The 13,159-nt window shown below is 46.7% G+C and carries 16 protein-coding genes; 5 read left to right on the forward strand and 11 right to left on the reverse strand.

Annotated features, from left to right (window positions below; translation table 11 throughout):
• Positions 1-21 precede the first annotated feature (21 nt).
• On the reverse strand, positions 22-489 hold the full coding sequence (locus GWO68_RS11625; RefSeq protein WP_162346620.1) for a peroxiredoxin: 468 nt from the start codon (positions 487-489) through the stop codon (positions 22-24).
• Between the two features lie 120 nt (positions 490-609).
• Between GWO68_RS11625 and GWO68_RS11630 the strand changes: the two genes are divergently transcribed.
• The 3 genes from GWO68_RS11630 to GWO68_RS11640 are packed head-to-tail and all read left to right on the forward strand — an operon-like array spanning position 610 to position 4,096.
• Complete coding sequence (locus tag GWO68_RS11630; protein WP_162346621.1) at positions 610-1,299, forward strand: glycosyltransferase family 2 protein; 690 nt, start codon at positions 610-612, stop codon at positions 1,297-1,299.
• Positions 1,300-1,310: 11 nt separating this feature from the next.
• Positions 1,311-2,765, forward strand: coding sequence for a cellulose synthase family protein (locus GWO68_RS11635; RefSeq protein WP_162346622.1), 1,455 nt, complete (start codon positions 1,311-1,313; stop codon positions 2,763-2,765).
• Positions 2,762-4,096 (forward strand): glycosyltransferase 87 family protein, encoded by a 1,335-nt coding sequence (locus GWO68_RS11640; RefSeq protein ID WP_162346623.1) that lies wholly within the window; start codon positions 2,762-2,764, stop codon positions 4,094-4,096. The genes GWO68_RS11635 and GWO68_RS11640 overlap by 4 nt, the downstream gene beginning before the upstream one ends.
• A 6-nt stretch (positions 4,097-4,102) precedes the next feature.
• Here GWO68_RS11640 and GWO68_RS11645 read toward each other — a convergent pair whose 3' ends face one another.
• Positions 4,103-4,786: a DUF2461 domain-containing protein gene (locus GWO68_RS11645; RefSeq protein WP_162346624.1), complete on the reverse strand. Its 684-nt coding sequence runs from the start codon at positions 4,784-4,786 to the stop codon at positions 4,103-4,105.
• 201 nt (positions 4,787-4,987) lie between these two features.
• Between GWO68_RS11645 and GWO68_RS11650 the strand changes: the two genes are divergently transcribed.
• A complete protein-coding gene (locus GWO68_RS11650) occupies positions 4,988-6,124 on the forward strand; it encodes a L,D-transpeptidase family protein (RefSeq protein ID WP_162346625.1) in 1,137 nt (378 codons plus the stop codon).
• A gap of 2 nt (positions 6,125-6,126) precedes the next feature.
• On the opposite strand, the gene GWO68_RS11655 is transcribed toward GWO68_RS11650, so the two are convergent.
• Genes GWO68_RS11655 through GWO68_RS11670 form a run of 4 tightly spaced genes read right to left on the reverse strand, consistent with a single transcriptional unit; the run spans position 6,127 to position 8,634 of the window.
• The gene (locus GWO68_RS11655) at positions 6,127-6,732 is read right to left on the reverse strand and encodes a TIGR04282 family arsenosugar biosynthesis glycosyltransferase (protein WP_162346626.1); all 606 of its coding nucleotides are present in this window, start codon (positions 6,730-6,732) and stop codon (positions 6,127-6,129) included.
• Positions 6,722-7,225, reverse strand: coding sequence for a rhodanese-like domain-containing protein (locus GWO68_RS11660; protein ID WP_162346627.1), 504 nt, complete (start codon positions 7,223-7,225; stop codon positions 6,722-6,724). The genes GWO68_RS11655 and GWO68_RS11660 overlap by 11 nt, the downstream gene beginning before the upstream one ends.
• 14 nt (positions 7,226-7,239) lie before the next feature.
• Entirely contained in the window at positions 7,240-8,295 is a 1,056-nt protein-coding gene (gene arsS, locus GWO68_RS11665) for an arsenosugar biosynthesis radical SAM (seleno)protein ArsS (protein WP_162346628.1), read from the reverse strand.
• Positions 8,296-8,298: 3 nt separating this feature from the next.
• A complete protein-coding gene (locus tag GWO68_RS11670; protein WP_162346629.1) occupies positions 8,299-8,634 on the reverse strand; it encodes an arsenosugar biosynthesis-associated peroxidase-like protein in 336 nt (111 codons plus the stop codon).
• A 221-nt stretch (positions 8,635-8,855) separates the two neighbouring features.
• Between GWO68_RS11670 and GWO68_RS11675 the strand changes: the two genes are divergently transcribed.
• Positions 8,856-10,220 carry an NAD-dependent succinate-semialdehyde dehydrogenase gene (locus GWO68_RS11675; RefSeq protein ID WP_162346630.1) on the forward strand — a complete coding sequence of 455 codons (1,365 nt, stop codon included), beginning with the start codon at positions 8,856-8,858 and terminating at the stop codon, positions 10,218-10,220.
• Positions 10,221-10,502: 282 nt separating this feature from the next.
• On the opposite strand, the gene GWO68_RS11680 is transcribed toward GWO68_RS11675, so the two are convergent.
• The 5 genes from GWO68_RS11680 to GWO68_RS11700 all read right to left on the reverse strand — a co-directional run bounded on the left by GWO68_RS11680 (position 10,503) and on the right by GWO68_RS11700 (position 13,086).
• Positions 10,503-11,267, reverse strand: coding sequence for a YdcF family protein (locus GWO68_RS11680; RefSeq protein WP_162346631.1), 765 nt, complete (start codon positions 11,265-11,267; stop codon positions 10,503-10,505).
• A 153-nt stretch (positions 11,268-11,420) separates the two neighbouring features.
• Complete coding sequence (locus GWO68_RS11685) at positions 11,421-11,642, reverse strand: DUF2905 domain-containing protein (RefSeq protein WP_162346632.1); 222 nt, start codon at positions 11,640-11,642, stop codon at positions 11,421-11,423.
• 10 nt (positions 11,643-11,652) lie between these two features.
• Complete coding sequence (locus GWO68_RS11690) at positions 11,653-12,258, reverse strand: hypothetical protein (RefSeq protein ID WP_162346633.1); 606 nt, start codon at positions 12,256-12,258, stop codon at positions 11,653-11,655.
• A gap of 1 nt (position 12,259) precedes the next feature.
• The gene (locus GWO68_RS11695) at positions 12,260-12,664 is read right to left on the reverse strand and encodes a metallophosphoesterase family protein (RefSeq protein ID WP_235942039.1); all 405 of its coding nucleotides are present in this window, start codon (positions 12,662-12,664) and stop codon (positions 12,260-12,262) included.
• 47 nt (positions 12,665-12,711) lie between these two features.
• Complete coding sequence (locus tag GWO68_RS11700; protein ID WP_162346634.1) at positions 12,712-13,086, reverse strand: metallophosphoesterase family protein; 375 nt, start codon at positions 13,084-13,086, stop codon at positions 12,712-12,714.
• Between the last annotated feature and the right edge of the window lie 73 nt (positions 13,087-13,159).

Raw genomic sequence — 13,159 nt, forward strand, 5'->3', positions numbered from 1 at the left:
TGTTTTTAACTATAGTTCTGGTTACTGTTTTTCAATGCTTTTCAGCACTTCCAGGGCATTCTTTACGTGCTCCAGGGGTTTAGTCATCGAGTTAAAAATATAGCGCACGATACCATTCTTATCGATCACGTAGGTAACACGACCTGGTATAATACCGAATTTGCGCGGCACACCAAACAGGTTGCGCACCTTGTTATCCTTATCGCTGAGCAGCACAAAAGGCAGGCGATGGCTTCGCTCAAAATCATCATGCGACTCAGAGCTATCGGAGCTGATCCCTATCACTTCGGCATTCTGCTCTTTAAATACTTCGTACTGGTCCCTGAATTCGCAGGCTTGTTTGGTGCAGCCGGGCGTGTTGTCTTTCGGGTAAAAGTATAATACCACATTCTTGTCTTTAAGCTGGCTCTTCAGGCTAAATACACTTCCGTCTGGCTTTACTAATTCAAAATCAGGGGCTTTATCGCCGACGTTTACTTTCTGGCTCATCTGGGTTTAGGTTGTTTGCTATACTTAAACAATAAGTGTACATAAAAGTTGGCAGTAAAGGTATCGTAGTTTTTGGTATCGCTAAGTATAATTGGGCATCTTTACACTTTAACCTGATCTATGGCTCGCGTCAACGTTATCATTCCGGCTTATAACGAAGCACTTTCTATCGGCAAAGTAGTAACAGCTATACCCGACTATGCGGACGAAGTAATTGTTGTGAATAACAACTCTACAGACAGCACCGCGAAAAAGGCCAGCTTAGCCGGCGCCACCGTGCTGCACGAGCCCAGGCCCGGTTATGGCCATGCCTGCCTCAAAGGAATTGCCTACGCCGCTGCCAAACCCGCTGAAACCCGCCCGGATATTATCGTTTTCCTGGATGGGGACTTTTCGGATTACCCGCAGGAGATGGGACTGCTTTTAAAACCTATAGTTGCCGGCAAGGCAGATATGGTAATTGGGTCGCGGGTGCTGGACAAACGCGAAGCCGGCTCGCTGCTGCCCCAGCAACTGTTTGGCAACTGGCTGGCTACCAAACTCCTGCATTTGCTGTATGGCGTAAAATACACCGACCTGGGTCCGTTCCGGGCTATAAAACTAAGCTCACTGCTGGGGCTGAATATGCAGGACCGCACCTATGGCTGGACCGTAGAAATGCAGGCAAAAGCAGCAAAACTAAAAGTTAAATCTGTAGAGGTGCCGGTTTCTTACCGCAAGCGCATTGGTGTTTCTAAAGTATCTGGTACTATAAAAGGAACGGTGCTGGCGGGCTATAAAATTATTTTCACGATATTGAGGTACATGTAACCGCACAACCCATGACGCTAGTAGCAACTATAGTAGTGGTAGTTTATAGTCTTTGCCTGGCCTTCATTTTCTGTTACAGCCTGGTGCAGCTGCACCTTACCTGGTTATATCTTACCCGCTCTCCCAAACAACATCCAACTATAGTGCTGCAGGAGTGGCCGACCGTAACTGTGCAATTGCCAGTTTATAACGAGCGCTATGTGGTAGCAAGGCTGATAGATGCTGTGGCCGCTTTCGATTATCCCAAAACTAACCTGCAGATTCAGCTCCTTGACGATTCTACCGACGACACATCAACTATAATTTCTGAAAAACTGGCGTTACTCAAGCAACAGGGCTTCAGCGTTGAACACATCAGACGAAGCGACCGCACAGGTTTTAAAGCCGGCGCTCTTCAACATGGTTTACAAACGGCTACCGGGGAGTTCGTTGCTATTTTTGATGCTGATTTTGTGCCTTCACCTGATTTTCTAAAACAAACTATAGCTGGTTTTATAAGTCCTGAAATTGGCGTGGTGCAAGCCCGCTGGGCACACCTGAACCCTAATTATTCGTTACTTACCCGGCTGCAGGCATTCGGGCTGGATGCGCATTTTACTGTAGAGCAGGTCGGGCGCAACTATGGCAACTACTTTATAAACTTTAACGGTACAGCCGGGGTGTGGCGCAAAACCTGTATAGTTGATGCTGGTGGCTGGCATAGTGATACCCTTACCGAAGACCTGGACCTGAGCTACCGCGCACAACTGAAAAACTGGAAATTTGTGTACCAGGAGCAAACTGAGTCTCCGGCAGAACTGCCTAGTGAAATGAGCGGGTTAAAATCGCAGCAATACCGCTGGACCAAAGGTGCCGCCGAAACTGCACGCAAACACCTGGGTAATGTTCTATCTTCCCGGAAGCCTTTTTCAACTAAACTGCATGCCTTTTTTCACTTGCTCAACAGCAATGTGTTTATCTGTGTGCTTCTCACGGCTATCCTTTCTGTTCCGGTACTTTTTATTAAAGTAAGTAATGCGCAGTTTGGCTGGGTATTTAAACTGGGGACACTTTTTATAGGTAGCTTTCTGGTACTGGTGTTTTTTTACGGGGTGGCTGCCAACAGGCGGCAACAAGGTTTCAGTTTTATAGTAGATTTTTTACTTTTCCTTGCCATGTCGATGGGGATGTCGTTGCATAACAGTTTGGCGGTGGTGGAAGGCTACCTGGGACGGAAGACACCCTTTATCCGTACTCCGAAATATAACATTGTAGCCACGCAGGGCAGTTGGCAGCACAAGCTTTATACTTTACCCGGCATCAGTCTGGTTACGTGGCTGGAGGGCTTGCTGACGCTATACTTTGTTTGGGGCATCTGGCTGGGTATTAACTATAGTAACTATGGGTTAGTACCCTTCCATCTGATGCTGGCGACCGGTTTTGGGTTAGTGTTTTTTTATACCCTGGCACACCATAAAAAAGCATGAACGGACAAAAAAGAACTATAGCAGCTTACGGCTTACTAGCTGTTTCGGTGGTGTTGTATGCGGCACTTGCTTATGCTACGCCGCGCCAGAACTTTACGCAGTTGGTACTCTTGTTCGGGGGCTGCTTTGCCATTTATGTATATGTAGTTAATCAGCGCTTTCCGGTGTGGCATGGCATTGCAGCAGCTATCGTATTCAGGTTGCTTTTCCTGGTAGCTACTCCCCTGCTTTCCGATGATTATTTCCGGTTTATATGGGATGGCAGGTTGCTGGCCGCGGGCATTAATCCGTACCTGTACTTGCCAGGCCATTTTGTGCAGGAAGGCGCAACTATAGTTACTGGTATCAACCAGGCACTTTTCCAGCAACTCAACTCCCCCGATTACTATAGTGTTTACCCGCCGGTGGCGCAGGCTGTTTTCTGGCTTGCCGCAAAGTTATCTCCCAACAGTATAACCGGTAGTATCGTTGTAATCCGGGCTGTAATTTTGGTGGCAGAAGTATTCAATATCTTACTGTTATTAAAGCTATTGCGCAAAACTGGGCTACCCGATGGCTATGTGCTGTTATTTGCCCTTAACCCGCTCGTTATCCTGGAACTGACCGGTAATTTGCATTTCGAGGCACTGATGATCTTTTTTGTGCTGCTGGGCCTGTACCAGCTTTTTTACCAGCGCGTGGTGTGGGCTGGAGTTGCGTTTGGCCTTGCCGTTGGGGTTAAGTTGCTGCCGTTATTGTTTCTGCCGTTTATGTGGCGAAAAATGGGCTTAAAGCGGTTTATATACTTCCTGGCTGCCGTCGGGTTAACGCTTATAGTTATTGGTTATCCGCTCATAAATTCAGAAGTGATCGCGCATATTGCCAACAGCATCAACCTGTACTTCCAGCGGTTTGAGTTTAATGCAAGTGTGTATTACCTGCTGCGTTGGTTTGGCATAAAATTAACAGGCTATAACCAGATCGCTATTATAGGTCCGTTGCTCTCGGTGGTCACGTTTATAGTGGTGGTTGCGTTGGCAGCTGTAAAAAAGCTGGGCTCTGTTAAAAGGCTTATCGGGTATATGGCTGCTTCGCTTACGGTTTATTTGCTGCTGGCCACTACCGTCCACCCGTGGTACATTACCACACTGGTAGCGCTTACTGCGGCAAGTTTGTTTCGTTTTGCGATGGCCTGGTCGGGTTTGGTTATATTCAGCTATGCCGCTTACCGAACCAGTTCTTACCACGAAGACACCACGCTTATCACCCTGGAATATACCATTGTGTTACTATGGCTGTTAGTAGAACTATACCTGTACCGCCAGCGCCGCAAACACGCTAACCTTACCTGACATCACTTAATCTTCCCCGATATCTTTTAAAGGAGCAGTCAGGAAATCGTTAAACGGTTTCAGGTCTTTAAAGCCATCCAAAACCACGTTCATAAAATCGCTGCCAAGCACTACTTTGTCAGGTAGCGGCATTACGGCGTTCCAGCCTTTAAAGCGCAGGTATTCGATGGCAGGGTTGTCTTTGTCGTAGCCTTTGGGAGTTGTTTTTAGTTGCTCGCCCTGTAGTTCGCCAAACTTCTTTTTAAAATCTGGTGATTCTACAATCGCTTTAAACTCATCCAAACTATAGTCTATTTCCTGGCGCACGGCTTTCAGGTAATCGGCTGGTGGCATCCAGAGCCCGCCAGCCAAAAACGAGTTATTGTTGCCAGCCAGGTGCAGGTAATAGCCCGGAAGAATGGATTTGCGCCCGCCGTCTGCCACATATGCCCCGAAATGGTCTTTGTAAGGGCGCTTGTCATTCGAGAAACGCACATCCCTGTAAATTCTGAACACAAGATCCTTGCCTGTCTGGTTGTTTGCGACTGGTTCAAAGTGGGACATCTCGCGCAGCATCTCATCCAGGAAACCCAGGTAATCTTTTCGGGCGGCTTCGTAACGTGGTTTGTTATCGGCGAACCACTCGCGGGTGTTGTTGCGGCTCAGGTCACTTAAAAACTGGAGTGTGCTTTTGGCTATAGTTACTGACATATCTGCTATTTTTCCGGGCCGTTTACTGAACTATAGTTTGTATACCTAACCAACTATAGTTACCAAAACAGCGTCGCTAATTTCATACTTTTTTTGCTATACCTGCAAACAGTATTCTGGCAACAAAGGTTATGGGTTTAAAACGAATACTATAATCCGAGCCGTGCGTACTATTAACTATAGGCTCCCTAAAGTTAAGTTATGTTTTACAGGTGTGCAGTGGCTTTTTTATTGCTGTTCCCGTTGCAGGGTGCGGCCCAGCTGCCCGACCCTGCCTGGCTGAACCCGCAGCGACAGACAGCACTTATGCAGCAGGCCATCGAACTCTATACCTGCATCGCAAACGCAAACGAGTGGCATACCTTGCCCGATGATCTGCGGTTAAGCCCCGGTGATACCAACCTTGCCGTCCTGAAACTGAAACGTAATTTACTGCTCACCAAAGACCTGCCCTTGCTGCAAACCGACTCTATGGCAGTTTACGATTCGCTGCTGGTGGCGGCAACTATAAATTTCCAGAAACGCAACGGCATTAAAGCAGATGGAGTTATCGGACCTAAAACGGTGGCTGCCATTAACATACCTCCCTCCCAGCGGCTAAAGCTTTTACAGGCAAACCTGTTGCGCTGGCAAAACAGCACTGCACATATGCCTTTCCCGACGGTATACATCAACATCCCCGATTACAGGTTATATATACTGGATACCAGCAGGGTGCTTTTGCAGATGCGCGTGATTGTAGGCAAAAAAGAAACCCCGACTTACCAAAACCAGACAGAGTTGCTAAGTATAGTTGTAAACCCGAACTGGAACATACCACGCTCCATTGCCGTGAACGAAATCTTGCCTATCCTGCGCCGAAACCCAAATTACCTGTATAAACGGCACATGCGTTTGTACCTGGATGGCAGGCAGCTAAACCCGTGGCGCGTGAACTGGAAAAAAGTAAATGCCAGTAATTTCAATTACCAGATTGTGCAATTGCCGGGCAAGCAGAATGAGTTGGGAGAGCTTAAGTTTTTATACAACAGCAAGGCAAACCAGTACATGCACGATACGCCACGCAAAGAGCTTTTTAAGTTCGACCAACGCAATTTCAGCCACGGCTGCATCCGGATTGAGAAACCTGATGAACTGGCTATGTACCTGTTGCAGTACCGCTCCGGCCAAAGCAAGGAAAAAGCAAAACAACTGCTTGCCCGTTGGGACCGGAACCTATATTTACGTATACGCAAACCAATGCCACTGCTGATTGGCTACCAGACCTGCTGGGTAAGTTATGATGGGAAAGTACAGTTCCGGGAAGATATTTACGGCTACGAAACCGTGAAACTATAGCGTTACTCCGATCCGGCCAGCCAATCGAAATCCACATCCTCCATGTGGTCTACATCTGAGAGTTCAGGCAACAGTTTGTGTGATAAATGCAGTCTTTCTATATCGTATAAGGTTTCGGCAAAAACGGTTGAGGAACTCCATGCTTTATCCTGGAAAAGTTCCGGGTATAGTTTGTTCATGCCCAGCAAATAATAGCCGCCATCCAGCGCCGGACCGATCACTACTTCGTGTGTCTGCAGTGCATCAAAAGCCTGCTCAATAATCTCCTGAGTCAGTTGTTTGCAATCACTCCCGATGATCACTACCGAACTATAGCCAGCAGCAAAAGCATCTTCAAAAGCAGCCTGCATTTTCTGTCCCAGGTCTCCATGGGTTTGCAAATGGTGCTGGTAAATTGCCTTGGGCCATAGTTCATCATCCACTATAGCATCTGCAAAATAAACAGCCTTGTCGGTTTGCAGTTTTTCGGTAACCTGGCGGGTATGCTGCAGCAGGTGAATGTAAATTTCGAGCGCTACTTCGGGGCCAACAGCCTCAGCCAGGCGCGTTTTAACTTTACCCAGCTCGGGGGCACGCACAAACAGTAAAAGTAAACGATTATGGTCCATATACTTTCTCTCCTTCTGTTAACCAGTAACTCCAGAAACGGGAATATGCATGTATACGGTTTGTCTGGCCGTTGGCATCAAAAACAGGATAGCCCTTGTTTACCCAGCTAAATAACCCACCCCGCAGGTTTTGTACATCTTTGTAGCCGGCTTCCAGTAACTGCAATCCTGCCTTCGAACTCCGCATCCCAACAGAACAGTAAACTACAACCTGTGCATCTTTCGGTATATCAGTCATTTTATCAGCCTGGAAGGTGTTATAGTCTATAACTTTAGCTCCTTTTAAGTGGCTTACCTGGTACTCTTCCGGTGTTCGCACATCCAGTAAAACGTAGGGTTCTTCTGTGGCATGCAGTTCTTCAGGATCGATGTTGGGCACCGCTTTATTGGATACAATGTTAGTCAGTAAACTATAAGTATAATGTTTGCCCAGGTCTGTAAAAACGATGGCTGCGATAATAAATATAAGTAAAAAGAGTATTCGTTTAGGCATGTAGCAACTATAGGTTAAGCAACGGTTTGCCCGCCGCAACTAGAGCCGGCTCCGGCTGTGCAACCATAACAATGCTGATTGAGAATGATGCTACGTTTGTTAAGGGCTGCCAGGTTAAAATCGCGGATGTGCTGCGGGGCAGTTGGGCTAACGTGCAACTCGAGCATTTGGTTGAAGTCACAATCGTATAAATATCCATCCCAGCCAACCGAGATCGTATTCCGGCACATGACACTGGCAGCGGCAGCCGGGTTAAAGGCATCGACCAGTTTCTCCATATAGCTTTCATAGTTACCGCTTTGCATCAGGTATTCCAGGTAGCGACTAATGGGCAGATTGGTAATGCAAAACAGGTTATTGAAATCGATATCAAAACCGGCCTTCAGCCTTCGTTTAAACTCAGCTTCCAGGGCCTGTTGGGCTGCCGGCAAAAATGCGCCCGACGGATTATAAACCAGATCAAGTTGCAAACCCGAGCCTTCCTTGCCAAAGCCCACTTCGTTCAGCAGTTGCAGCGCTTTTATCGACTTTTCAAACACGCCATCGCCACGCTGTGCATCGGTGCGACTGGCCGCAAAGTAAGGCAACGACGACACCACCTGCACCTTATGTTCTTTAAAGAAGAGTGGCAGGTCGTGGTACTTTTTATTGGCCAGGATAATCGTCAGGTTGCAGCGAACTATAATTTGTTTCCCCAGCTTCGAAAGCTCCTCCACAAACCACCTGAAGTCCGGGTTCATTTCGGGTGCGCCTCCTGTTAAATCTATCGTTGTGATCTCAGGTGAATTGACCAGTGCATCCAGGCAAAGCTGCATCGTTTCGCGGGTCATAATTTCTTTGCGGTCCGGGCCGGCATCTACGTGGCAATGGCGGCAGGTCTGGTTGCACATTTTGCCCACATTTACCTGTAGTATAGTTGCTCCCGTTGGCTTTAACGGGTACAGATTATGCTGCCGTAGCTGCGCAGCAAACTCCGGGAACTGCGCGCCCTGTTGCAGTACTGTAAGCTGGTAGGCCGGTTCAGATAATTCGTGTTTCTGCCTGTGCAGCGATGTAGCGGAAAGCGCCATAAATTACATGGTAAGTTCTTTGATCTTGTTCATCATTTGTACGCCATGCACCAGTGCTGCACCGCCTTTTATAGCTGCCGCCACATGCACCGCTTCCATCATCTGGTTTTCATCCGCCCCTTTCTGCAAACAATCCGAGGTATAGGCATCAATGCAATATGGGCACTGCACCGCATGCGAAACTGCCAGCGCAATCAGGGCTTTTTCGCGGGCAGTAAGGGCGCCCTCTTTAAACACCTCGCCGTAATAATCAAAAAACTTGTTGCCCATCTCAGGCTGAAGTTGCGTTATATCGCCAAACTTTTTCAGGTCGGCCGGATCGTAATAGGTCTTTTCCATAAGCTTTAAATTTGTATCTGTTATAAAACAGTAACAAGCTTTATTGTTTCCTGTTTACTATATGTAAAGCTACGTCAGCCAACACTCAAAACTAAACTATAAATAAAAAATACAGAACTGCTGTTACACAAAACTGCTATAAACTATAGTTTACAAAGCTATAGTTTATGGTCTGTAAGGCAGGATCAGCGTATATTTACTTTTGATATTAACACGACACTATGGCTATCCAAACTATGAATCCGGCCACCAACGAGGTGGTAAAAACGTTTGATCCGCACACTTCCGAAGAAGTTAAACAGAAAATAGAAGCTGCCGATAAGGCTTTCAGAAACTGGCGAAAAACAACTTTTGCAGAACGCGCCAAACTTATGCAGAAGTGCGCCGACATACTGGAAAACGAAGCAGAAAAGTATGGCCGCATCATTACCCTGGAAATGGGAAAGCCTTTGAAAGATGGTATTGCGGAAGTAAAAAAATGCGCCCTCGCCTGCCGGTACTATGCCGAAAATGCAGAAGACTTTTTAAAGGATGAAGAGGTAGAAACCAAAGCAGAAAAGAGCCTGATCGCGTACGAACCGCTGGGCGTTATACTGGCCGTTATGCCCTGGAATTTCCCGTTCTGGCAGGTGTTTCGTTTCCTGGCTCCTGCCCTGATGGCTGGCAATACTGGTTTGCTTAAACACGCCTCCAATGTGCCGCAATGCGCGCTGGCCATAGAAGAGATTGTGCGTAAAGCCGGCTTCCCGGAGGATGTATTTTATACCTTGCTGATCGGCTCCAAAGAAGTAGATGTCGTGATACAGCACCCGGCAGTAAAAGCGGTAACCTTAACCGGTAGCGAAGCAGCAGGCGCACACGTGGCAGCTACCGCCGGCAAAGAGATTAAAAAAACAGTTTTAGAGTTAGGTGGCTCCGATCCGTTTATAGTACTGGCAGATGCTGATCTGGAACTGGCAGCTGAGAACGCCATGAAATCGAGGATGGTGAATACCGGGCAAAGTTGCATTGCGGCCAAGCGTTTTATAGTGGTGGAAACTATAGCAGACGCTTTCCTGGAGAAAATGAAACAGAAAATGGCTGCCCTTAAGACCGGAGATCCGCTGAAAGATGACTGCGATTATGGCCCGATGGCACGCCCTGACCTGGCTGAAGAACTGGAAGAACAGGTTAAAAAATCTGTAGAGAAAGGTGCTGAAATAGTGCTGAATGGTGGCCGCGAAGGAAAAGACAGCGCGTACTTTAAGCCGATGATCCTGACCAATGTGAAGCCCGGCATGCCCGCCTACGACGAAGAAATGTTTGGACCGGTAGCCGCATTTATAGTTGCCACAGACGAAGACGACGCCATCCGTATTGCCAACGATTCCCGCTTTGGTTTAGCTGGCTCCGTGTGGACCAAAGACCGTGAACGCGGTTTAAAAGTAGCCAGACAAGTTGAGTCAGGTGCTGTGTTTGTAAACGCCTTGGTAGCCTCTTCACCGGAAATGCCATTTGGCGGGATTAAAAAGTCCGGTTACGGCCGCGAGCTTTCGTATGTTGGTATCCGGGAGTTTGTAAACCAGAAAAGCATCTGGGTGGGGTAAGAAGTTAGAGAGTTGAGGAGTTAAAGAGTTAAAGAGTTTAAGAAGTTAAAAAGTTAGAAGGTTAGAAAGTGTATGAGTTGTGACGATGGAAATTTGGAGGGCTGAAAGTTACAAGTCCCTTCTCCCTGGAGAGAAGTTTAGGATGAGGGGCTATATCAGTAATATCTCCCTTAATCAGAAATCAATTAGTAATTAAAGTCCGCAGCAGCTTAAACGCAAAATAATGGTCTCTTCAGCTATAACTTTTTAACTTTCTAACTTTCTAACTTTCTAACTTCCAAACTATAAATACCCCATCAGCTTGTAGACTACATAACCGGCAATTTCGTGGATAAGCAGGTGCCAGTTCTCAAAGGATCCGGCGTTTGGGATGATGGTTTCGTCGGGGGTGAAGTAGCGGGGGGCACTATAGAAATCGGTACTGTATACATCGGTTTTTACACCGGCTTTGGCAAAACACCCCGCTGACCTGCGCATATGGAACGCCGATGTAACCAATAGTTTTTTCTTCCATTCGGGGTGTTGCGCTAATAACCTGGCCGTGTTTACGGCATTTTCGTGGGTGTTGCGGCTGTTGGCCTCAGTAACGATATCTTCTTCGGCTACGCCGGCCATCAGCAATATTTTCTCTATTTGTTCTGCTTCGGGCACTGCCGTTCCTGTAACACGGCCATCTCCACCGGAAATCAGAAATTGCTTTATTTTTCCTAAGCGGTATAGTTGCAGTGGGTGTAAAAAGCGGTCTGCCCCTTTGTGTGTATGGATGCGGTCTGCTATATCTTCGCGGTAGCCGGTTACGCCCGTCAAAATACTAGCCACATCGTAATTCTTTACTTCATTAACCGGGGTTGCTGCTACTTCCCAGGCGCGCCAGGCTTCATTCTCCAAAAACGGGTTCGAGAAAACAACAAGTATCGCTAACGATGCCAGTAAGAACCCACGCTTATACTTCGGATTTTTGAGGAACAGGGCCAGCAACAGAAACGCCAGCACCCACAGCAAAGGCATCAGGAACAAGTATAGCAGCTTAGAGAGCAGGAAAAACATAGCAGGTTAAAAGATTAGCCAAAGCAGCAGAAAAACGAACAGCATGGTAACTATAGCAATAACGTCTTTGTGCAGTTTAAACTTTGGAAACATGAGGCTGATTTTGCCCTGCCAAGATAGGAAACTATAGGTAAACCAGAAAACAACTACAATTTAAAAGAACTTCCGGAACAGCCATAGCAGCAACGAAAACAGCGCGCTCAACAACAACATGGTCGTGATCGGAAAATAGACGCGAACATTTTTCTTTTCCACTTTTATATCGCCGGGCAGGTTACCGAACCAGTTCAGTTTATCGCCGGCAGACCAGATCACCAGGCCAAGTACCAGTAGTATCACCCCAACTATAGCTATATATTTACCGGCTGGCTGCATAGGTTACAACTTAAAAACTGACACGTGTTCCAACTGAGATATTCATTATTTCCCAAAGCGTAAGCTCATCATCCTTATACCACGATGTAACCAGTAAGTCGAAGGTGCCGACCTCGCTGTATAGCCCTATTTTTTTTACATAGCTGTTTTGGATTTTCCGGGAAACGGCCGCACCGGCAAAGCCCAGCAACCGCACCTTCGGCGACCACCAGTAATATCCATCCGGAAATTTATCATCCCAGGTTAAAGGAAAATTATCGTCGAAATAGTAACTAAGGCCCAACCCAACCTGCAGCGGAGTAACAGTAAAAGAACGTCGCCGCTCAATTTCCCAGGGTTTGTAAGTGCCTTTTACAGTTAACAGGTGTATGGCTTCTTCTGCATCAAATTTGGGTACATAACCATATAGCAGGTCAGTGGTTAAGCGTCCTTTTGCAAAATCGTATCCTGGCCCACCAGACAGCATCCCCATGTTGCCTGCAAACTGCAGCGTGGCAGCATCTGGTACATACCATTTGCGTGCAACAGTAACTATAGTGTCTTGTGCTGTATTGCCCCGGCAACTATACTGTACGCTTAGCAAGGTTGCCAGTAGCATTAGCAGTCTTATCCTCATTTCAGGAGTTTAGTTGTATACGCTCAAAAGTTATGTTATCACCGTTTATTGTAAAAACGATGTATTCCAGCCGCTCCGTCGCGCCCGAAACCAGGTACGGAATACGGCCGTCGAACGGATAAAAAAGGTTGTAAGCATGCCGGTGCCCATGAAGCGAGTAACTTACATTATACTTGCTTATCAACGCGCCATATTGCTCCCCTTTGCCCTGGTCTCTGCCAAATTCATACAGTATGGGGTAAATATGCGACAGCACAAAAATATGATCGTACTTCTGCCCTTCTTTAAGTTCTGCTTCCAGCCATACAAGGTCCGGAGCTTTGCCATCAAACTCCAGGAAGTTTGTGTTTAGCAGTATAAATTTAGTATTCCCAACTATAAAACTAAAATCAAAATCGCCATACATAGCCTTATAAAGCGCTTTGCCGTTGTTTACGGCATCGTGATTGCCAATTAAGGCATCTTTAGTTTACTTAACTGATGATGTATCAGCTTATGTTCTTTCAGCAATCCGAAATCTGTTATATCGCCGCCCAGTAACAGGAAAAGTGCATCGCTATGATAACGGTTAATGTGCTCTACAAGCTGCTCATTCTCTTCGTAAAAGCCCTGCGAATCGGCAATAAGTATGAATTGAAACGCGGTATTTCGTGTTATGTGCAGCGTCTCTAATTTCTGGATGTTGCGTTGGTTTATGTTCTTTTCGTCTTCGCTGAGCCGCATCTCGTATGGGCTGTATTCAAATTTCTCGCAGGACTGCCATGCCAGCATAGCCAACGCAAGCACAACCAATTTAAAGTAGTTATATTTTTTAACAGGATAATACATATGCCGGCATCACTATAAGTGTATACTAGCAGTGCAATTATTTGTTCGGCAATCAAATCCGGTTTTAAGCTAA

It is taken from the genome of Pontibacter fetidus, assembly GCF_010119545.1.
GTDB lineage: Bacteria > Bacteroidota > Bacteroidia > Cytophagales > Hymenobacteraceae > Pontibacter > Pontibacter fetidus.

Coding starts and splice junctions, on each gene's coding strand:
- GWO68_RS11625 (WP_162346620.1), bottom strand. CDS start 489: ATGAGCCAGAAAGTAAACGTCGGCGATAAAGCCCCTGATTTTGAATTA.
- GWO68_RS11630 (WP_162346621.1), top strand. CDS start 610: ATGGCTCGCGTCAACGTTATCATTCCGGCTTATAACGAAGCACTTTCT.
- GWO68_RS11635 (WP_162346622.1), top strand. CDS start 1,311: ATGACGCTAGTAGCAACTATAGTAGTGGTAGTTTATAGTCTTTGCCTG.
- GWO68_RS11640 (WP_162346623.1), top strand. CDS start 2,762: ATGAACGGACAAAAAAGAACTATAGCAGCTTACGGCTTACTAGCTGTT.
- GWO68_RS11645 (WP_162346624.1), bottom strand. CDS start 4,786: ATGTCAGTAACTATAGCCAAAAGCACACTCCAGTTTTTAAGTGACCTG.
- GWO68_RS11650 (WP_162346625.1), top strand. CDS start 4,988: ATGTTTTACAGGTGTGCAGTGGCTTTTTTATTGCTGTTCCCGTTGCAG.
- GWO68_RS11655 (WP_162346626.1), bottom strand. CDS start 6,732: ATGGACCATAATCGTTTACTTTTACTGTTTGTGCGTGCCCCCGAGCTG.
- GWO68_RS11660 (WP_162346627.1), bottom strand. CDS start 7,225: ATGCCTAAACGAATACTCTTTTTACTTATATTTATTATCGCAGCCATC.
- arsS (WP_162346628.1), bottom strand. CDS start 8,295: ATGGCGCTTTCCGCTACATCGCTGCACAGGCAGAAACACGAATTATCT.
- GWO68_RS11670 (WP_162346629.1), bottom strand. CDS start 8,634: ATGGAAAAGACCTATTACGATCCGGCCGACCTGAAAAAGTTTGGCGAT.
- GWO68_RS11675 (WP_162346630.1), top strand. CDS start 8,856: ATGGCTATCCAAACTATGAATCCGGCCACCAACGAGGTGGTAAAAACG.
- GWO68_RS11680 (WP_162346631.1), bottom strand. CDS start 11,267: ATGTTTTTCCTGCTCTCTAAGCTGCTATACTTGTTCCTGATGCCTTTG.
- GWO68_RS11685 (WP_162346632.1), bottom strand. CDS start 11,642: ATGCAGCCAGCCGGTAAATATATAGCTATAGTTGGGGTGATACTACTG.
- GWO68_RS11690 (WP_162346633.1), bottom strand. CDS start 12,258: ATGAGGATAAGACTGCTAATGCTACTGGCAACCTTGCTAAGCGTACAG.
- GWO68_RS11695 (WP_235942039.1), bottom strand. CDS start 12,664: ATGTATGGCGATTTTGATTTTAGTTTTATAGTTGGGAATACTAAATTT.
- GWO68_RS11700 (WP_162346634.1), bottom strand. CDS start 13,086: ATGTATTATCCTGTTAAAAAATATAACTACTTTAAATTGGTTGTGCTT.